17 protein-coding genes and 1 tRNA gene are annotated in these 18,589 nt (G+C 65.9%); 5 read left to right on the top strand and 13 right to left on the bottom strand.

The genetic code is table 11. The features are described 5' to 3' along the window. Position 1: 1 nt before the first annotated feature. Positions 2–1,294 carry an efflux RND transporter periplasmic adaptor subunit gene (locus NKH67_RS04625; RefSeq protein ID WP_352470210.1) on the bottom strand — a complete coding sequence of 431 codons (1,293 nt, stop codon included), beginning with the start codon at positions 1,292–1,294 and terminating at the stop codon, positions 2–4. A 111-nt stretch (positions 1,295–1,405) separates the two neighbouring features. Between NKH67_RS04625 and NKH67_RS04620 the strand changes: the two genes are divergently transcribed. From NKH67_RS04620 to NKH67_RS04605, 4 genes are all read left to right on the top strand, one after another. Then, positions 1,406–2,311, top strand: coding sequence for a PhzF family phenazine biosynthesis protein (locus NKH67_RS04620; protein WP_352470212.1), 906 nt, complete (start codon positions 1,406–1,408; stop codon positions 2,309–2,311). Between the two features lie 105 nt (positions 2,312–2,416). Further along, positions 2,417–2,492: transfer RNA gene (locus NKH67_RS04615), tRNA-Lys, on the top strand. 173 nt (positions 2,493–2,665) lie between these two features. Then, positions 2,666–3,601, top strand: a complete 936-nt coding sequence (locus NKH67_RS04610) for a trypsin-like peptidase domain-containing protein (protein WP_352470213.1) — start codon at positions 2,666–2,668, stop codon at positions 3,599–3,601. A gap of 118 nt (positions 3,602–3,719) precedes the next feature. Further along, complete coding sequence (locus NKH67_RS04605) at positions 3,720–4,193, top strand: hypothetical protein (protein ID WP_352501003.1); 474 nt, start codon at positions 3,720–3,722, stop codon at positions 4,191–4,193. A 164-nt stretch (positions 4,194–4,357) separates the two neighbouring features. Here the strand turns inward: NKH67_RS04605 and cobT are convergent, their stop codons facing one another. From cobT to cbiE, 7 genes are read right to left on the bottom strand one after another with little or no spacing between them, the layout of a single operon-like run. After that, complete coding sequence (cobT, locus tag NKH67_RS04600; protein ID WP_352470214.1) at positions 4,358–5,368, bottom strand: nicotinate-nucleotide--dimethylbenzimidazole phosphoribosyltransferase; 1,011 nt, start codon at positions 5,366–5,368, stop codon at positions 4,358–4,360. Positions 5,369–5,392: 24 nt separating this feature from the next. Continuing rightward, positions 5,393–6,154, bottom strand: coding sequence for an adenosylcobinamide-GDP ribazoletransferase (cobS, locus tag NKH67_RS04595; protein ID WP_352470215.1), 762 nt, complete (start codon positions 6,152–6,154; stop codon positions 5,393–5,395). Further along, the gene (locus NKH67_RS04590; RefSeq protein ID WP_352470216.1) at positions 6,151–7,464 is read right to left on the bottom strand and encodes a cobyrinic acid a,c-diamide synthase CobB; all 1,314 of its coding nucleotides are present in this window, start codon (positions 7,462–7,464) and stop codon (positions 6,151–6,153) included. Before NKH67_RS04590 ends, cobS begins: the two co-directional genes overlap by 4 nt. Beyond that, complete coding sequence (gene cobA, locus NKH67_RS04585) at positions 7,461–8,267, bottom strand: uroporphyrinogen-III C-methyltransferase (RefSeq protein WP_352470217.1); 807 nt, start codon at positions 8,265–8,267, stop codon at positions 7,461–7,463. The genes NKH67_RS04590 and cobA overlap by 4 nt, the downstream gene beginning before the upstream one ends. Beyond that, the gene (gene cobM / locus NKH67_RS04580; protein WP_352470218.1) at positions 8,264–9,028 is read right to left on the bottom strand and encodes a precorrin-4 C(11)-methyltransferase; all 765 of its coding nucleotides are present in this window, start codon (positions 9,026–9,028) and stop codon (positions 8,264–8,266) included. The genes cobA and cobM overlap by 4 nt, the downstream gene beginning before the upstream one ends. Further along, positions 9,025–9,405, bottom strand: a complete 381-nt coding sequence (locus NKH67_RS04575) for a cobalamin biosynthesis protein (RefSeq protein WP_352470219.1) — start codon at positions 9,403–9,405, stop codon at positions 9,025–9,027. The genes cobM and NKH67_RS04575 overlap by 4 nt, the downstream gene beginning before the upstream one ends. Continuing rightward, the gene (gene cbiE, locus NKH67_RS04570) at positions 9,402–10,643 is read right to left on the bottom strand and encodes a precorrin-6y C5,15-methyltransferase (decarboxylating) subunit CbiE (RefSeq protein ID WP_352470220.1); all 1,242 of its coding nucleotides are present in this window, start codon (positions 10,641–10,643) and stop codon (positions 9,402–9,404) included. Before cbiE ends, NKH67_RS04575 begins: the two co-directional genes overlap by 4 nt. A gap of 1 nt (position 10,644) precedes the next feature. On the opposite strand from cbiE, the gene NKH67_RS04565 reads away from it, so the two are divergent. Next, complete coding sequence (locus tag NKH67_RS04565) at positions 10,645–11,427, top strand: cobalt-precorrin-6A reductase (RefSeq protein ID WP_352470221.1); 783 nt, start codon at positions 10,645–10,647, stop codon at positions 11,425–11,427. On the opposite strand, the gene NKH67_RS04560 is transcribed toward NKH67_RS04565, so the two are convergent. The 5 genes from NKH67_RS04560 to cobN are packed head-to-tail and all read right to left on the bottom strand — an operon-like array spanning position 11,391 to position 18,574. Beyond that, on the bottom strand, positions 11,391–12,155 hold the full coding sequence (locus tag NKH67_RS04560) for a precorrin-3B C(17)-methyltransferase (protein WP_352470222.1): 765 nt from the start codon (positions 12,153–12,155) through the stop codon (positions 11,391–11,393). The two genes, NKH67_RS04565 and NKH67_RS04560, sit on opposite strands and share 37 nt — an antisense overlap. Further along, positions 12,152–12,910, bottom strand: coding sequence for a precorrin-2 C(20)-methyltransferase (locus tag NKH67_RS04555; RefSeq protein ID WP_352470223.1), 759 nt, complete (start codon positions 12,908–12,910; stop codon positions 12,152–12,154). The genes NKH67_RS04560 and NKH67_RS04555 overlap by 4 nt, the downstream gene beginning before the upstream one ends. Continuing rightward, complete coding sequence (locus NKH67_RS04550) at positions 12,907–13,554, bottom strand: precorrin-8X methylmutase (RefSeq protein ID WP_502893717.1); 648 nt, start codon at positions 13,552–13,554, stop codon at positions 12,907–12,909. Before NKH67_RS04550 ends, NKH67_RS04555 begins: the two co-directional genes overlap by 4 nt. After that, positions 13,551–15,041 carry a precorrin-3B synthase gene (gene cobG, locus NKH67_RS04545; protein WP_352470225.1) on the bottom strand — a complete coding sequence of 497 codons (1,491 nt, stop codon included), beginning with the start codon at positions 15,039–15,041 and terminating at the stop codon, positions 13,551–13,553. Before cobG ends, NKH67_RS04550 begins: the two co-directional genes overlap by 4 nt. Beyond that, positions 15,038–18,574, bottom strand: a complete 3,537-nt coding sequence (gene cobN, locus NKH67_RS04540; RefSeq protein WP_352470226.1) for a cobaltochelatase subunit CobN — start codon at positions 18,572–18,574, stop codon at positions 15,038–15,040. Before cobN ends, cobG begins: the two co-directional genes overlap by 4 nt. Positions 18,575–18,589: the final 15 nt, after the last annotated feature.

Here is an 18,589-nt window from a genome sequence, read left to right as displayed (position 1 = left end):
ATCAGCTCCGCTGCTGCGAGGCGGTAATGACTTGCGCGCCTTCCTCCAGGCCGGAGACGATCTCGGTCAGTTCTCCGTCTGTCGAGCCGACCCTGACGTTGACCGGATGCGGCCGCCCATTCTCCAGCACGTAGAGCGTGCGCGAGCCGTCGGTGGGCTTCGCCGCCGCCTGGTGCTGGCGGTTGCCGCCGGGGCGTCCCATGCGGCCGGTGAACAGGTCGGTGAGGCTCCAGCCGCGCTCCGCCGTCTGCGCCGGCCGGTAGCGGAAGGCGATCGATGGCACGGTGAGCACGTTCTTGGCCTGCTTGGTGACGACCGAGACGGTGGCTGTCATGCCGGGCCGCAACAGAAGCTCGCTATTGTCGACGTCGAGCCTTGCATCATAGGTAACGACACCGTCGGTGGTGACCGAGGCATAGGAAATGTCGCGGATTTCGGCGTCGAACGGCCGTTCCGGGAAGGCGTCGACGGTGAAGCGCGCATGTTGGCCGGGCCTGACGGCGCCGATATCGGCCTCGTCGACCGCCGCCTTCAACTCCATGTTCTTCAGATCGGCGGCGATGACGAACAGCACCGGCGCCTGCAGCGACGAGGCGACCGTCTGGCCGGGATCGACCGAGCGCGTCAGTATGATGCCGTCGATCGGAGCGAAGATGGTGCTCTTGGCAAGATCCGTCTGCTGCGCCTTGAGATCGGCACTGGCCATGGCGAGGTTGGCTTTGGCAATATCGAGCGCCGCCTTCGAGCGGTCGCGCGTGGCGGTTGCCGCTTCGAGCGACTGGTCCGTCGCCATGCCGCGCTTGGTCAGTTGTGCCGCGCGCACCAGCGCCTTTTCGTTTTCGGCCAGGGTCACGGTGGCGTCCTCGACGCTCGCCGCCGCCGCCTTGGCCGAGGCCTGGGCGCGCTCGATCTGCACCTCCAGCTTGGCGGTGTCGAGCGCGGCCAGCACATCGCCCTTCTTCACCAGCTGGTTCTCGTTGATCGAAACCGAGCGGACGACGCCGGAGAGTTCGCTGGAAATATCGACCTGGGTGAGAGGCTGCAGCGTGCCGGTAGCCGAAACCGCGACGGTAAGGTCGGCCATGGTAGCCAGTGTCGTGGTATACTCGATCTTGGCGGGCGAGCCCGCATACCACTGGTAGCCGACGACACTCGCGGCGACGGCAAGCAGTGCGAACACTGCGTAACGCCAACCGCGACGGCGTTTTGTCTTCAGGCCCTGGTGGTCGAGCCCGAGCGCCGTCTCGATGGCGGAAGCGGATTCCGTCTTTGGCAGATTGACAATCTGGTCCACGCCGGACCCCTATGTTCAGTGATATCCCATCGGTGCACAAATCAGGCCTTATGGTTCAAAATTCAAATTAAATTTCGCTCATGTTGGGAATGAGGCAGAGGACTTACTGAGATGCAGCCGCGGAATTACTTGCTTTACGACGTATTCACCACCAACCGGCTGGCCGGCAATCCGCTGGCCGTCGTGCTCGACTGTGACGGGCTGGACGTTGCGGCGATGCAGGCGGTGGCGCGCGAGTTCAACCTGTCCGAAACCGTCTTCGTGCTGCCGCCGGACAACCCGAAGCACCGGGCCCGCGTCCGTATCTTCACGCCCGACTATGAAATGCCGTTCGCCGGCCACCCAACCGTCGGCTCGGCGATAGCGCTCGCCGAAATTGCGGGAGAGGCCGCCGGCATCTTCGTGCTCGAGGAGAATATTGGCCCGGTGCGCTGCGCTGTCAGCAAGCACGACGGTTCGACCTTTGCCGAGTTCGACCTGGCGAAACTGCCGGCGCAGCTGGCATTGTCGGCCGATCCCGAGGCGATCGGCGCCGCCCTTGGCCTTGGGCCGCACGAGATCGGCTTCGAGAACCACCGCGTTTCGTTCTGGTCGGCGGGCGTGCCCTACGTGACCATCCCCGTCGCCAATCTGGAGGCGGCCGCCCGGATCAGGCTGGACAACCAGGCGTGGTCGGAGCTCGCACCACGCAAGAGCGAATGGGCCTTCGCCAGCCCCTATGTCTATTGCCGCGAGACGGTGCATCACGACAGCGCCTTCCATGTCCGCATGATGGTGCCCGGCAATCCGTCCTACGAAGACCCGGCGACCGGCTCAGCGGCGGCCGCGTTCGCTGGCGCGATCATGCATTTCGACGGCCCGACCGACGGTGTTTCACAACTATGGATCGAGCAGGGGCTGGAGATGGGCCGGCCTTCGCGCATTCGCCTCGAACTGAATGTCGAAGGCGGCAAACTGGCGGCCGCCCGCATCGGCGGCCATGCGGTGAAGGTGGCTGAAGGCAGGCTTTTTGTTTGACGGGCGCAGCACTTCGGCGATTTGTCGGGAAATGAATCCCACGGGGCTGGACATGGCGGATGTCGGCGGCTATATGCCCGCCAACGCCGGTTTTTCCGGCCGAGTGGGTGCGTAGCTCAGTTGGTAGAGCAGCTGACTCTTAATCAGCGGGTCCACAGTTCAATCCTGTGCGCACCCACCATTTTTTCCGCTGATAAGTCCCTGTAATTAAACGAAAATGGGCGCTTGGCGCTCCCTCTTTCGCTTCGATTTTCGGGACACCTTTCGACTTAGTAGTGGCCTAGTAAGGGTTGGCTGCGGCTTGACCTGGGCGGATCACCGCGCTCTTCTCGTGCTTTGCGTGGGAGGAAACGTTTGTCAGACGAGTCGCCTGTTACTACCACGTTCTGGCCTGGACACCCGCTTAGCTATGCAACCACACGCATTGGACTTTTCTACAACGATCAGTTCCTGAGTTCTGCCACAGGGTTCGTGCTGCACGTGGGGCCTCTGTACAGCTTGGTCACCAATTGGCACGTGGTCAGCGGTATCCACCCAATCACAGGCGCCTGCATTTCAAAAATGGGCGGACTACCCAACCGAATCTCGTTTCACGTGGCGGCTTTCACGCCAACGGAAGCGGGCGAGGAGCGCCTTGGCGCAATGTACTTTAGGCCGATCGAGTTGGATTTGCATGCCAAGGACGGATCGCCCATCTGGTTCGACGAAAAAGAACCGGGGGTGCAAAATGACTATGCCGTCATACCGCTCAATCAGCATGTTCCCGAACTGCGGGACGGAGTGTCAAAGCTCAGATGCATAGACGGGGGAAAGGTCACGATAAAACGTCGGCTGGAAGGATTGCCGGAGGAGGGAATGGTTAGGGTGCAAGACATCGCTCATTTTTATCCCCGAATTGGATCCGAGGTTTTTGTGATCGGCTACCCGCTGGGCATTAGCTCGAACGGGATTTTCCCCATCTGGAAACGAGCTTCAATCGCATCCGAGCCACAAACTGGCGTAACGCTTTCCGGGCGAAACTACGACAATGCCTTTTATGTCGACGCTATGACCAAGGCTGGTATGTCAGGATCGCCAGTCGTGTATTTGGGACGGACGGGAGATAAGCTTTACTCCGACGATGGAATTGTGGTCGAGCAGAGGGAAGACGAACCTCTCATGGTTGGCGTTTACGCTGGTCGGGATGGTGTTTCCCAGGACGAGTATGAACTCTCTGTGGGAAGGGTCTGGAAAATCGGCTCCGTAGAAGCGCTTGTGATGAAGCACCATGCTCGCTACGAATTGGCTTAGTTTGGCCAAAGCCGCCGCCTACAGCGTGAGATCTCAGCGCGCCGCCCCAAGTGTGTGGGCGGCGTTTGCGTGTTCGATGGGTGGCGGTATCTTCTAGCTCTAAAAAGGGGGAGAATCGATGCTAGCGCTCCTAAAGCGGGTTTGGGTTGGCCCAAGCGCTCGTGGATATCTGGCCCTGCCAAAAGAACAGAGGCAGGATGCTTTGAATCAGGAATTGAAGGACGCATTTGATCGGGCAAAGATGTTTTCAGACTTTTTGGCGATGATAGTGAGAATGTCTTTTACAGCGCTTGCCCTTATTTACTTTCTGTCTAAAATTCAAGATGCCAGTATCGATTTTAGATTCGTGCTTTTTTTATGTGTTATAGTGTCTTTTGCTTCCACTCTTGCAATGGCAATTAGCATTTCCAGAATATTGTTGATTTGGACATCTGATATCAGCATCCATTTTGAATCAACGTCCTTGCGGATCGTGATGCTTCTACTATCAACGGCGTTGGCGTTCGTCATAATGATAGGAATGGGCAATTTGGTACTGGATTTGGCAAAAAGCAGCTCGGTACTGGTGCATGCAACTAGCGGCTCCTTGTAGGAGTGAGCTTAAAGCGAGGACAAAGCATGCACTTCCGCCCTGGATCGCGCCAGGGTGAAGCTTTTTCATCCTCCATATCTATTAGAGAATAGCTGGGAGCGGAAGATACCACTTTCGCGAGAGCCCTCATCGGCTCAGCCCACTGGTGCGGCAAAATCTGGTGGCTACTTCTCCGACACCCCGGCCTCGGCGAAACTTGCCATGCGGGCATGGCACTCCAACGCCGAGCGGACGATGTTGACGGCGAGGCAGGCGCCGGAGCCTTCGCCGAGCCGCATGCCGAGGTCGAGCAGCGGCGGCAGACCGAGCGCTTCGAGCAGGCGGCGGTGGCCGGATTCGGCTGAGACGTGAGCGGCCATGGTGTGAGCGAGGCCGGCAGGATGCAATCTCGCCAAGGGTGCGGCGGCGGCGGTGCAGACGAAGCCGTCGAGCAGCACCGGGACGCCGAGATGGCGCGCCGCCAGCGTCGCACCAAGGATCGCCGCAAGCTCGCGTCCGCCGAGGGCTGCCGCTATCTTCAGCGGATCGGCCAGCGCCGGGGCGTGGCGCTTCAGGCCGGCCTCGATGGCGACGATCTTGCGCACGAGGCCGGCGTCGTCGACGCCGGTGCCACGCCCTGTCCATCGCTCCGCGCTACCGCCGAACAGCGCGGTCGAGATAGCTGCCGCCGGCGTGGTGTTGCCGATGCCCATTTCGCCGAAGCAGACGAGGTCGAGATCCCTGCTGATCGCGTCGTAGCCGGCCGAGACGGCGGCGAGGAAGGCTTCGTCGTCCATCGCCGGCTCTTGCGTGAAGTCGCCGGTCGGACGGTCGAGGTCGAGCGGGATGACGTCCAGCTCCGCGCCGGCGATGCGGGCAAGCTGGTTGATGGCGGCGCCGCCGCCGGCGAAATTCGCCACCATCTGCACGGTGACTTCCGAAGGGAAGGCCGATACGCCCTGCGCGGTGACGCCGTGGTTGCCGGCGAAGACGAAGACCTTGACGCGGTCGAGCTTTGGCATGTCGCGGCCCTGCCAGCGCGCCAGCCAGGCGGCGATCGTCTCCAGCCGGCCGAGGCTGCCTTGCGGCTTGGTCAGTGTATCCTGGCGGCGGGCGACGGTATTGGCGGCGGCATCGCTGCCATTGGGCAGGTCGAGACAGGCGGCGCGCAGTTCATCGAACGATTTGAAAGGCATGGGGGCGAAATCTCCGAAACAGAGTCAGGAAAGGGAAACGGAAGCGACGAGCAGGATTGCGATCTCGCCCAGCTGCTGCAGGGCGCCGACGGTGTCGCCGGTCTGGCCGCCGATCTGGTTGAGGCAAAGCGCTCGGAAGGCGGCGAATAACAGACCGAGCAGGATGATCGCGAAAACGGCAGCGCCGAACCCAAGCGCCAGCAGCGCGACCGCACCGAGTACGGCACCGATACCAGCGGTTTCAGCGGATACGGTGCCTGCTTCGGCCGAGAGGCCGTCGCTGCGGGCCCGCGGCAGCAGGTGCATGAGGGCGCCGATCAGGCCGCGCGAGGCCGCATGCGCGGCAATGAGAGCCCAGAAGACATGAGCCGGGCCGGCGAATCCAGAGAGCACGCTCCAGCGGATCAGCAGCGAGATGCCGAGCGCGCAGGCGCCGTAGGCACCGATGCGGCTGTCACGCATGATCTCGAGTTTCCTGTCGCGTGTCTTGCCGCCGCCAAAGCCGTCGGCGACATCCGAAAGCCCGTCCTCATGCAGGCAGCCGGTAGCGAGCAAGATCGCGGCAAGGGTCAACGCTGCAGCAGGGCCAGCGGCGAGGCCGAGCCTCGTGCCGCCGGCGTAGACCAGCGCACCGGCCAGAGCGACGGCGAGACCGGCCACGGGCGCCGCCCAGATCGCGGCGGCAAGGCTGCGGCCGCGAAAGTCGGCGCTCGGCAGCGGCAGCCGGGTGAAGAAGACGAGGCAGAGAGCGATGTCGTCGGGCAGCTGCCGTTGCGAGACGTTCATGCGCCCCTCGCAATGGCATGGAAGAACGTGCCGCTGACATTGCCGCGCCGGTAGCCCGAGGCGCCGAGCGAATTTCCTTGACCGTCGGCGAGGTCGGCCAGCGGCTCGTCATTGCCGGTCGCAATCATCTGCGCGTAGTGGAATTCATGGCCGCGGATCAGCGTGCCTTGGCTGCCGAGCGGACAGCCGGACCGCAGCCGCGCCTCGCGGTAGCCGAGATTCATCTTGCGCTTGGCGAAGCTGGTCGAATGGCCGAGGAGGCCAAGCATCCGATGCGTCTCGCCCGACGCGTCCTCGAGCGCTTCGCCCAACACCATGAAGCCGCCGCACTCGCCATGCACCGGCCGCGTGGCGGCGAACCGCGCCGTGCCGGCCCTGAAATTCGCCGCGGCCGCGAGGCGGCCGGCATGAAGCTCGGGATAGCCGCCGGGCAGCCAGCAGACATCGCAATCGTCGCCTGGCGCCTCATCGGTGAGCGGCGAGAACGGAACGATCTCGGCGCCGGCCTTGCGCCAATGCGCGGCAACGTGCGGATAGAGGAAGGTGAAGGCGGCGTCCTCGGCCAATGCGATGCGCTGGCCGGGCGGCGGCAGCGCGTCGTCGAAATTGCCCGGCGCGGGCGTGAATGGCGCCGCCAGCGCCATAATGGCGTCGAGGTCGAGCGACCGCTCGACCATGTCGGCCAGCCGGTCGAGATGCGCCATCAGATTCTCATATTCGCCGGCCTGGACGAGACCGAGATGGCGCTCGGGCAGGTTGAGCGAGGGATCGCGCAGGATAGCGCCGACGACAGGCAGGCCGAGTGCCTCGATGGCATCGCCGCATAGCCGGCGGTGGCGCTCGCTGCCCAGCCGGTTGAGCACGACCCCGGCCATGCGCACATCGGGGTCATAAGTAGCAAAGCCCTTGGCGACGGCCGCCGCTGTGGTCGATTGACCGGAGACGTCGAGCACCAGCAGCACCGGCAGGCCGTAGAGTCGGGCAAGGTCGGCGGCCGAGCCGGTGCGGCCCGGAGCAGCCGGAATTCCGTCGAACAGGCCCATGGCGCTTTCGAGAAAGATGAAGTCGGCGTCCTCGCTCGCTTCGCCGGCCAGCGCGTTGAGCAGGGCGGGCGGCATTGCCCAGCTGTCGAGATTGATGCCGGACAAGCCGGTGGCGGCGGTGTGGAAGCCGGGATCGATATAGTCCGGGCCGGATTTGGCGCCGCGCACTTTCAGGCCGCGCCGGGCGAGGGCGCGCAAAATGCCGATGGTGACGCTGGTCTTGCCCGAGCCCGAGCGCGGCGCGCCGATGATGATGGCGCGGGTCATTGCTCACCCGCCAGTGCCGCGCGCATCCCGACGATCCCGCCGACGACGATCAGCGCCGGCGAGGTCAGACCGGCGGCCGCTGCCTCTTCCGCAATTGTGGCGAGCATTGCGACGACGATGCGTTCCTGCGGGGTCGTCGCAGCGACGACCACCGCGGCGGGCGTCGAAGGCGCCAGCCCACCCTCGAGCAGCGAGGCGGCGATCAGCGGCAGGTTGGCCATGCCCATATAGATGACCACCGGCTGGCCGGTGCGGGCGATTGCCGCCCAGTCGAGATCATCATCGGTGCCGGCGGCATGGCCGGTCGCCAGGATCAGCGCCTTGTTGATGCCGCGCATGGTGCCGGGAATGCCGGTCGCGGCCAGCGCGCTGAGGCCGGACGTCAGGCCAGGCAGGATGCGGAACGGGATAGTTTCCCCGGCCAGCGCCAGCGCCTCCTCGCCGCCACGCCCGAAAATATAGGGGTCGCCGCCCTTGAGCCTGACGACGCGCCGGCCCGAGCGCGCCAGTCGGACCAGCAGAGCGGTGATGTCGTCCTGCTTCATCGACGGCTTGCCGCCGCGTTTGCCGGCATAGAACAGTTCCGCGCCCTCGGCGACGGCGACGACTTCTGGCGAGACCAGCGCGTCATAAACCAGCGCGTCGCACTGTCCGAGGGCGGCCAGCACTTCCAGCGTCAGGCAGCCGGGATCGCCAGGGCCGGCACCGGCCAGCCAGACGTGACCGGGCTCCAGCTGGCGCGGCTTGAAGTTCAGCCGGGTGAGCGCCTGCTCGACCGTAGTGTTTCTATTGCTGCCGCTCACAATCCGTCCCGTCCGCGAAAGCGCCGCTGGTAATGCGCGTCATACAGTGAACTTTCGCCAAAGCCTTCGGCCGCCAGCGAGCGGCCGACGAAGATGATTGCCGTGCGTTCCATCGGATCGGCGGCCAATTGCGCCTCGATGGTGGCCAGCGTGCCGGTCAGCACGCGCTCGTCCGGCCAGGAGGCTCGGAAGACGACCGCGACCGGGCAGTCGGCGCCGTAATGCGGCGTCAGCTCGGCGACGACGCGGTCGATAGCGTGGATGGCAAGGTGGATGGCCAGCGTGGCGCCGGTGCGGCCGAAGCCGGCCAGCGTTTCGCCGGGCGGCATTTTCGAGGCGCGGCCGGAGATGCGGGTCAGCACCAGGCTTTGCGCGACTTCTGGAATGGTCAGCTCGCGGCGCAGCGCTGCCGCCGCAGCGGCGAAGGACGGCACGCCCGGCGTCAGCGTATAAGGAATGCCGTGCTTTTCCAGCCGGCGGATCTGCTCGGCAACGGCGCTCCACACCGAAAGATCGCCGGAATGCAGGCGGGCAACATCATTGCCGGCCGCGTGGGCGGCCAGATATTCGGCCTCGATCTCATCGAGCGACATCGGCGCGGTGTCGATCAACCTCGTTCCGGGCGCGCAGTGCTGTAACAGCTCCGGCGCGACGATCGATCCGGCATAGAGGCAGACGGGACAACTGCCGAGCAGTCGGCTGCCGCGCAAGGTGATGAGGTCGGCAGCACCGGGGCCGGCACCGATGAAGTGAACGGTCATGCCGCATCTCCGCTGATGGCGATGGCGCAAGTGACGGCACCGAGCACGGTGCGCGGCCCGAGCAGTTTTGCGCCTTTGCCGGCGGCGGCAAGCGCCGACGCTTCGGAAACCGACGGCGTGCCGGCATGCTCCTGCGATAGGTCGGAACGGCTGGTCGTAGATGCGGCTTTGAGTTCATCCTGCTCGACGACGATCACCGGAAGGCGGAGTTCGCGTCCGGCGGCGAAGATTGCCGCCTCATCCTGCTTGAGAGACGCGGTCGCGAGGGCCGAAAGCGCGGGCAGGGCAAGCCCGTGCGCCTCCAGCGCGGTTTCTACCGCGGCAAGCACGTCCGTTGCGCTGACGCCTTTGCGGCTGCCGATGCCCGCGACCATCATGGCTTGACCCAACTCCATTGAGTGACCGGCATAGCCGGCCGCCAGGCCTGCATCGAACCAACCGGCGAAGCACGGGATACAGCGATGCGGGCGAGCTGGCCGCCGTGCGCGGCGTGACGGGAAAGCAGCAGCGCCTCCATCTCCAGGGTCACCGCATTGGCGACGAGGCGGCCGCCGGCAGGCAAGGCATCGATGGCTCCTTCCAGCACGCCGGCATCGCTGCCGCCGCCGCCGATGAAGATCGCCGCGGGCGTCTCCAGCCCGGCAAGAGCTTGCGGTGCCGAACCTTCGACGACGGTGAGACTGGGAACGCCGCAAGCCGCGGCGTTGCGTCGGATGCGCGCGGCGCGGGCCGGATCGGCCTCAACGGCGATGGCGCGCATGGAGGGATGCGCCAGCATCCATTCGATGCCGATGGAGCCCGATCCGGCGCCGATGTCCCACAGCAGTTCGCCGCGTCTTGGCGCGAGAGCGGACAGCGTGACGGCGCGCACTTCGCGCTTGGTGATCTGGCCGTCATGCTCGAACAAATGATCGGCAAGTCCCGCTGTCAGCGGCACGATGCGCGCTTGCGAAGTCGATTCAACTTCGATCGCGAGCACGTTGAGCGGGTTGATCTTTTCGAGGTCGAAAGTGCCGGCGCTCGCCGAGCGCAGGCTTTCGTTCGGCCCACCCAGCGCCTCCAGAACGGTCAGCTGCGAGGCGCCGAAGCCGAGCTCTGTCAGCAGACGGGCAATCGCTCCCGGTGCATCGCTGTCCGAGGTCAGCGCGAGAATGCGGGTGCAAGGATGCAGCAACGGCCGGATCAGGTCGAGCGAGCGGCCATGCAGCGAAATGGTCTCGACGTCCTGCAGCGCCCAGCCCAGGCGTGAGGCGGCCAGCGAAAAGGCCGAGGGCGCGGGGATCACCCGCATACCCTCTGCCGCGACCTTGCGGGCGAGGGTGACGCCGACACCGTGGTAGAGGGGATCGCCGGAGGCCAGCACGCAGACGCGTCTGCCGGAGAGCGCCAGCACGTCGCGCATCTCGGCATCGAAAGGTGTCGGCCAGGCGCGCGCTTCACCTTTGGCGAGCGACGCGACGAGGGCAAGGTGGCGCTTGCCGCCGAAGACGAATTCGGCCTCCGCGATCAACTGCTTGGCCTCGTCGCCGAGACCCGCTACACCGTCCTCGCCGATGCCGATGATCGTGAGCCACTTTGAGGTGAGCTTGGCGCCGCGCGGAGCTTCAGCAGGCATAATGACCCACCGCATACTGATCCTCGGCGGAACCACCGAAGCCCGGCAAATGGCCGGAAAGCTGGCCGCGCGCGCGGATATTTCGGTCATGCTGTCGCTGGCCGGCCGCACTGAAAACCCGGCCGCGCAGGGGGTGCCGGTGCGGGTCGGCGGCTTCGGCGGTGCCGGCGGGCTGGCGGCGTATCTCCGCCAGAACAAGATCGACCTGCTGATCGACGCCACGCATCCCTATGCGGCGCGAATCTCCGCCAATGCGGCGGAAGCAGCGCGCATGACCGGCGTGCCTATCGTTGCGCTCAGGCGTCCCGGATGGGAGGCGGTCGAAGGTGATCGCTGGATGTTGGTCGACACCGTTGCCAGCGCGGTGACGGCTTTGGGACCGGTGCCGCGCCGCGTGTTCCTGGCGCTCGGGCGACAGGAGGTCGCTGCCTTCAAGGCCGCTCCCCAGCATCATTATCTCATCCGCAGTGTCGACCCGGTCGAGCCCAGGCTCGCTGTGCCCCGCGCGACCTATCTCTTGGCGCGCGGGCCGTTTCGGGAAGTCGACGAACATGCACTGCTTCTGCAACACCACATCGAAGTCGTTGTTTCCAAAAACAGCGGCGGCGAGGCGACCTACGGCAAGATCGCGGCGGCGCGAGCGCTGGGAATCGAGGTGGTGATGATCCGCAGGCCGGCGCTGCCGGACGTCACGTCGGCTGAGACCGTTGAATCTCTTGCCGCGATGGTCGATCATTTTCTGGTCGGTCATGTTCTTGGGCCCGCTGCCGAACGCGGCGTGTAGACCAGCGCGGCCTTGTCACCCCGCTTGATGATTCTGGTTTCCGGCGAGCCGATGATGATGCAGGTCGACATGTCGGCCTTCGCGGCATCGGCGTCGGCCAGCAGAAAAACCTCGATGCGCTCGTCGGGACGGCCGGCGGCACGGCCGAAGATCACCGGCGTGGTGCCGGGCAGGATCGCAGCAAGGCATTCGAAGGCGCGGCCTAGCTGCCATGGGCGCGCCTTGCTGATCGGGTTGTAGAGCGCGATTACGAAGCCGGCGCCGGCTGCCGCCAGCAGGCGTAGCTCGATCAGGTCCCACGGCTTCAGATTGTCGGACAGGGAGATGGCGCAGAAATCATGGCCGAGCGGCGCGCCGATGCGGGCGGCGACGGCGAGCATGGCGGTGATACCGGGCACGATGGCGATGTCGACCGCGCGCCATTCGGGTGGGCCCGCCTCTATCGCCTCGCAGACGGCCGCGGCCATGGCGAAGACGCCGGGATCGCCGCCCGACACGACGGCGACATCGTAGCCTTCCACAGCCTTCAGCAGCGCGTCCCTGGAGCGCGCGAGTTCCTCGCGATTGTCGGAAGCGACGCGAATCTGGTCGGGGCGCAGATCGAGCCGGTCGAGATAGGGTTTATAGCCGTAGAAGAATTTTGCCTCGGCAACGGCGCGGCTTGCCTCCGGCGTCACCTGGTCGGCGTTGCCGGGCCCGAGGCCGATGACAGTGAGGCGGCCGCTCATGCTTCGGCTTTCAATGCGCTTGGCCGGCCCGACCAGCCGGCCACCAGCACGATGGCGAAATAAGGCGCCTGGTCGTCCTTTTTATCGGCCAGCCGCATCGAGGCGCCGCCCGGCATGGTGCCGCGCTCGACATAGATGGCCCGCGCCAGCTTGTCGGTGGCCTCCAGCGCGCGCCTGATCTTGGGCAGGTTGCGGCCGACCTTCATGATCACCGCAGCGTCGGTATCGGCGAGGCGACGCGTCAGCTCGAATTCGCTCATGGTGCCCGGCAGCACCGTCAGCACGTCGTCGCCCTGGACGATCGGCAGGCCGGTCGCCGACCAGCAGCCGGACATGGCGGTGACGCCGGGAATGACTTCGCTCGGAAAGCGGTGCGCCAGCCGGACATGAAGATGCATGTAGGAGCCGTAGAAAAGCGGATCGCCCTCCGAGAGCACCGCGACCATCCTGCCGGCGCTGAGGTGCGCGGCGACCTTTTCGGCCGACTGCTCGTAGAAATCCGTTATCTGCGACCGGTAATCGCTGTGGTCCTTGTCGATTTCGGTCGTCACCGGATAGAGCAGCGGCAGTTCGATCAGATCAGGGCGAAAATGCGCGCCGACAATGGCGCGCGCGTTGCTGTTGTTGCCGCGCTTGGCGAAATGCGCGACGACATCGGCCGCGGCCAGCGCGCGCACTGCCTTCAGCGTCAAGAGTTCCGGGTCGCCGGGTCCGGTGCCGACGCCGACAAGTCTGCCTTTTGCAATCGCATTCATAGGCCCGGCCTCGCCAATGCATTGAGTGCGGCGGCGGTCATGGCGCTGCCGCCCAGCCGGCCGCGCACGATGGCGTAAGGCACGCCATAGGAATTTTCGGCCAGCGCATCCTTCGATTCGGCGGCACCGACAAACCCGACCGGCATGCCGATGATCGCCGCCGGCTTCGGCGCGCCGTCGCGCAGCTTTTCCAGCAGATAGAAAAGGGCTGTCGGCGCATTGCCGATGGCGACGACCGAACCGGCCATGCGCTCGCCCCACAGGTCGATCGCGGCGGCCGAGCGGGTGTTGCCGATCTTTTTCGCGATGTCGGCGGTCCGCGGATCGCGCAGCGTGCAGATCACCTCATTGCCGGCCGGCAGCCGGGCGCGCGTGACGCCATGCGAGACCATCTGCGCATCGCAGAAGATCGGCGCGCCGGCCGCCAGCGCCGTGCGCGCGGCGGCGACGAAATCGCTCGAGAAAACGAAGTGCCTGCAAGCATCGACCTGGCCGCAGGCGTGGATCATGCGGATAGCGATTTCGGCTTCGGCTTCGGAAAAGCGCGAAAGGTCGGCCTCGGCGCGGATAATGGCGAAGGAGCGCTCGTAGATCGCCGTGCCATCATGGATGTAGTCGTAGGCGTTCTGGGCGGGCATGCTCATTCCTGTCGGTAGATTTCGGTGATGCCGGCCGCGCCGAGCCTTGCCAGGCAGGCGGCAGCAGTCTCGCCGGAATGTCGTACGCTGCGGATCGCCGCTGCAACGCGGCCGATGCCGTGCGCGGCGTCGTAGCCCGGCCTGTATCCGGCGGGCAATGCCTTTGCCGTCCCGTCCACGACAAGTCCGGCTCCGTTTTCGCCACCGACCAGGGTCAGCGCCGCCGGACCGGGATGGGCACAGCCCTTGGCGCAGCCGGAGATGTGCAGCGTCAGCGAGGAATCAAGGATGTCGCGGTTTTCTGTAGCGATGATCTCGGCGATGTCGCGTGTCGCGATCCGGCCGGAGGCGCAGGCGGGTGCGCCGGGGCAGGCGGCGATCCTGGTGCGCGGATCGGCTGCGTCGGTGACAAAGCCGAGGGCTGCGGCGGTGTTTTGAAGGGGCTGGTTGGCGGCTGCCGGCTGACCGAGGAGAAGCAGGCCCCGCCTCGGGGCCAGGCGGATTTCGACTGTGCCAAGAGTGAGGGCACTCTGCGCGAGGCCGATGAGTTTATCTGCGGGCATGCTGCCGTAGGGCAGGCCGATGCCGAGAGCGTGGCCGTTACTCAGGTTGAAGATACCAATGGGCGGGCGATGTCGCTCTACGGCGCCCCCCTCTGTCCTGCCGGACATCTCCCCCTCTAGGGGGGAGATTGCACCTTGGTCTCCGCCTTCGCTAATCGCCGAAGTCGCGCCGAATACCGAGGCAGCAGAAGGACGGCCGTCGGCGGAACTGCCGATCTCCCCCCTAGAGGGGGAGATGTCCGGCAGGACAGAGGGGGGCGCGACGGAATGCCAGCTTGCGAGTGATCTACGCTGCCGTTCCGTCAAATCCCGTGCATGAGCTTCGCGGCCCTTTTCGGCAACCATCCTGAGAATGGCGACGGCGATGTCACAAGCCGCATCTTCCTCGGATATCGCCAGCGGCGTAGCACCCTGCACGTCTCCGGCGAGCGATACCCACCACTTAATTCCGTCGGCGGCCCGCACCGCGACCAGCCTGACATCGGCCGTAACCGCATCCATTGTCAGCTGCCCGCCGCCGTCAACAATCACCGAAACCTTCGGGCCAAGGCGTTGCGTAACACCGGCGTCCTCAATTGCCGCCCGAATCAGCTCCGCCATCGGGCGCGGGTCGGCTATCTCCTCCTGGTCGAGCCCGGCCAGCGGGCCGGTCTCGACCGGCACGCCGGTGCGCACAGCGATGCCGAGCGCATCGACCTCCATCGCCAGCAGCCGCGCGCTTGCCGGCGTCAGGCCGCGGATCTGCAGGCTGCCGCGGGCGGTCACTTCCATGATGCCGTTGCCATGGCGCAAGGCGGATTCGCAGGCTCCGATCAACGACTTCGGCAACAGTCCTCCAGCGACCGGATTGAGCCGCACCAGCAGCCCGTCACCGGTTTGCATCGGCGCCGACAAAGCGGGGCAGGCGCCACGGAGCGAGAAAGCGTTCATGCCGCCACTCCCAGCGCTTGCGCTTCGGCAATCAGTGCGGCGAGATCGCCATCGATCGAATTGCGCAGCGGATGCCAGAGCCCGCGCCGCCGTGCCGACAGCAAACGCTCGGCGATCACCTTCGCCGCCGCCGGGTTCTCGCGCAGGATGAAGGCGCGCACCACGGGGTCGCCAAGATAGGCGTCGTGCACCGCCTCGATCAGCGTGCCCGATATGGCATGGGTAGTCTCGGCAAAGCCGACCAGCCGGTCGACCGTCTCGGCGAATTCCGAGGCGCCGCGCGGCCCGTGCCGCAGCTGGCCGGCGATGAAGCGCGGGTTGACCGCGCGGGCGCGAACTACCCGGGATACGGCCTCACTGATCGAGCGCGGCTTCGGCTTTTGCGGGTCCGTGGTGTCGAGCACGATCACGTCGGCGTTCTTGCCGAGCGCGGCAAGCGCTGCCGAAAAGCCGCCGATGAAGGCGACGTCGGCCGAGCCTTCGAGGATGTCGCGGCCGGGGTCGTCGCCGGTATGAACCAGAAGGTCGGCCTCGGCGAGGCGATCCTCGAACGCGCCGGGCGCCGAAATGCCTTTGCCCTCGGAGCCGCCATAGGCGTGCGAGGTGGCGGCGAGATAGGTGCGGCCGATCTCTTCGCGCGCGGCCCAGTCGCCGCTCGACAACAAGTCCTCGACGCCCGCGCCGTAAGTGCCCGGCGAGGTGCCGAAAATGCGCGGGCTGATCTTGCCGTCGATGCGGGTCCTAGCGGCGAGCGGGTTTTCCGAATCATCCTCGTCGCGGGTCGCCACCGCGTTGGCCGCGGCGTCGATCAGCGCGATCTGGGTCGGGAACATGTCGCGGAACAGGCCCGATATGCGCCAGATGACATCGATGCGCGGACGGCCGAGTGTTGCCGGCGGCAGCACATCTATGCCGGTGATGCGGCCGGTGGCGGAATCCCATTGCGGCCGGCAGCCCATCAGCGCCAGGCCTTGCGCGATCTCCTCACCGCCGGTGCGCAGCGAGGCCGAGCCCCACAGGTCGATGACCAGCGAGCGCGGCCAGTCGCCATGCGATTGCATGTAGCTGCGGACCACTTCTTCCGCTGCCACCTTGCCCAGATCATAGGCGGTCGGCGTCGGCATGGTGCGCGGGTCGGCGGTAAACAAATTGCGGCCGGTGGGCAGCACATCGCTCCGGCCACGCGCCGGCGCACCGGCCGGACCGGCAGCGACGTGGCGGCCGTCGAGGGCGGCAAGCAGCGCGGTTTTTTCAGCTGCCGCGCTTTGCCGCCGCAACGGATCAGCCTCGCCTTCCGGCGAGCGGCCGTAAATGTGCAGGCCGTCCTTGATGGCGAAATCCTTGAGATCGCAGAGCCAGGCGTCGATGCGGCGCAGCGCTTCGTCGGGGACGTCGGTTTGGGCAACCCCGGCTTCCGAGGCGAGGCCGGTCTTTTCCGCCGTCTCGACGATCAGCTTCGCCAGGCGGTCGCGGCGGCGGCGGTCGAGCCCGTCGGCCTGGGCATATTCGTCAACCAGTCGTTCAAGCCGGTGCTGGTTTTCGTCCAGCCCGGCGCCGGTCAGCGGCGGCGGCAGATGGCCGAGCGTGACGGCGGCAATGCGCCGCTTGGCCTGCGCTGCCTCTCCCGGGTTGGAGACGATGAAGGGATAGATGACGGGCAGGGGACCGGTGACTATCTCGGGAAAGCAGTTTTCGCTGAGCGCCACGGTCTTGCCGGGCAGCCACTCCAGCGTGCCATGGGCGCCGACATGGACAATTGCATGGATGCCGAGCGACTTGCGCAGCCAGAGCCCAAAGGCGACCAGCGCATGGCGCGGCGGCAGCGTCGGGTCGTGATAGTCGGCGCGGCGGTCGGCTGAGCGCCCGCGGTAAGGGGCGAGTGCCACGGTGACGTTGCCGAAGGTGGCTGCGCGGAAGGCGAATTTTGCGGCGGCAGTCGCTTGAACACCCCCCTCTGTCCTGCCGGACGTCTCCGGCAGGACAGAGGGGGGTGCCTCGCACAAACTTGTGTCATCTGCCGCATTCCCCCATGCGGCCGTCACGGCAGCTATCGCTTCAGCAGGCAATTCCGCCGAGTACCCGAGATAGTCCTCAAACCCCAACCCTTCACCTCCACGCTCCAGCACCTCCAGCAATTCGCGCGGCGTTTGCGGAATCCTTTCAACGGCGTAGCCCTGTTCGCTGAGGTCGTGCAGCATTGCCAGCACGCTGGACGGCACGTCGAGACCAACCGCGTAGCCGGTGCGACCGGGGGCGCTCGGATAGTCGGGGATCAGGATGGCGAGCTTGCGCTCCGCACGCGGCGTCCGCTGCAGGCGCACGAAGGCCTCGACACGGTTCGCCACTTGCGCCACGCGGTCGGGCTCAGGCCGGTTGGCGAAGGCGCGGAAGGCCAGCGCCGGGTCGGTTTCGCTTTCGCCCTTGAATGAAATGGCGCCGGCCAGGATGCGGCCGTCGAGCTCGGGCAGGACGACATGCATGGCAAGGTCGGCGGGCGCCAGGCCGCGCTGATTGGTTTGCCAGATGTCGCGGCGGGTGGTCGCGACGATGACCTGGAACACCGGCACGCCGGCGCGGTCGAACAGGGTTTCAACGCCGGGCTCGGCACCCGAGGCGAAAGCCGTGGCGGTGATGATGGCGGCAGGCTTCAGGGTTGCGAGCGCGGTTTCGACAAAGGCGAGCGACGCCGGGTCCTTGAGGCTGGAGACGAACATAGGCACGGGAGCCATCCCGCGGTGGCGCAGGGCTTCGAAAAGCGCGTCGATGGGCGCAACATCGGCGGCGAGCAGCATCGAACGGTAGAAGAGAATTGGCACGACGTCCCCCTCCCTCTCGAGGGGAGAGTGGCCCGCAGGGCCGGGTGGGGTCGTCACGGCAATGCGCGACGTTTTGTGTAGGCGCGCTTCGGAGAGGACCCCACCCCCGGCCTGCGGCCGGACCCTCCCCTCGAGGGGGAGGGGGACGCCGCGTTCTACGACCCCCAGTCCCGGCTCGTAAAATCCCGCCTTTGGCACGCTAACAGGTTCGGCTACCGCCGCACCCGATCCAGCGAGACTTGCCAGCCTCTGCACCAGCGCCGTCATATTCGCCGGTCCGCCCTCGCGGAAATAGCCAAGCAGGCCGTCCAACTCCTCGCGCGGCAGCGTCGAGCCTTCGATCAGCCGCAAATCCTCGTCGTGGCTCTCGCCGGGCAGCAGCGCCAGCTTGATACCGCGATTTCGCGCGATAACGGCGAGCTGGTCGCAGCCATAGCGCCACCACTCGTAGCCGCCGAGGATGCGGACCAGAATGACCTTGGCGTGGCGGGCGACACTGTCGATCCACAGGTCGACGGACATCGGATGGCGCAGGTCGCGCAAGGCGGCGAGCCGCATCGACGGCAGGCGGTGCGCATCTGCCTTCCACGCCGCCGCCAGCCCGGCCAGGTCGCTGTCGGTGAAGGACAGCGCCACGACATCCGCAGGCGTTTGCCTGAGATCGACAGGCTCGGCGAGATCGTCGAGCGAGGCGGATGTGGTGGTGAGGATGTGCATCGCGGCTCGTACCTG

It is taken from the genome of Mesorhizobium sp. M0968, from assembly GCF_040319065.1.
GTDB lineage: Bacteria > Pseudomonadota > Alphaproteobacteria > Rhizobiales > Rhizobiaceae > Mesorhizobium.
This window is presented reverse-complemented; position numbering and strand designations above follow the sequence as displayed.

Bases quoted from the DNA above. Each gene is read 5' to 3' on its own strand.
- cobT (WP_352470214.1), bottom strand. From the start codon at position 5,368: ATGCCTTTCAAATCGTTCGATGAACTGCGCGCCGCCTGTCTCGACCTG.
- NKH67_RS04605 (WP_352501003.1), top strand. From the start codon at position 3,720: ATGCTAGCGCTCCTAAAGCGGGTTTGGGTTGGCCCAAGCGCTCGTGGA.
- cobS (WP_352470215.1), bottom strand. From the start codon at position 6,154: ATGAACGTCTCGCAACGGCAGCTGCCCGACGACATCGCTCTCTGCCTC.
- NKH67_RS04550 (WP_502893717.1), bottom strand. From the start codon at position 13,554: ATGAGCATGCCCGCCCAGAACGCCTACGACTACATCCATGATGGCACG.
- NKH67_RS04575 (WP_352470219.1), bottom strand. From the start codon at position 9,405: ATGATGGTCGCGGGCATCGGCAGCCGCAAAGGCGTCAGCGCAACGGAC.
- NKH67_RS04560 (WP_352470222.1), bottom strand. From the start codon at position 12,155: ATGAGCGGCCGCCTCACTGTCATCGGCCTCGGGCCCGGCAACGCCGAC.
- cobG (WP_352470225.1), bottom strand. From the start codon at position 15,041: ATGAACGCTTTCTCGCTCCGTGGCGCCTGCCCCGCTTTGTCGGCGCCG.
- NKH67_RS04620 (WP_352470212.1), top strand. From the start codon at position 1,406: ATGCAGCCGCGGAATTACTTGCTTTACGACGTATTCACCACCAACCGG.
- cobM (WP_352470218.1), bottom strand. From the start codon at position 9,028: ATGACCGTTCACTTCATCGGTGCCGGCCCCGGTGCTGCCGACCTCATC.
- cbiE (WP_352470220.1), bottom strand. From the start codon at position 10,643: ATGCCTGCTGAAGCTCCGCGCGGCGCCAAGCTCACCTCAAAGTGGCTC.
- NKH67_RS04590 (WP_352470216.1), bottom strand. From the start codon at position 7,464: ATGACCCGCGCCATCATCATCGGCGCGCCGCGCTCGGGCTCGGGCAAG.
- NKH67_RS04565 (WP_352470221.1), top strand. From the start codon at position 10,645: ATGACCCACCGCATACTGATCCTCGGCGGAACCACCGAAGCCCGGCAA.
- NKH67_RS04555 (WP_352470223.1), bottom strand. From the start codon at position 12,910: ATGAATGCGATTGCAAAAGGCAGACTTGTCGGCGTCGGCACCGGACCC.
- cobN (WP_352470226.1), bottom strand. From the start codon at position 18,574: ATGCACATCCTCACCACCACATCCGCCTCGCTCGACGATCTCGCCGAG.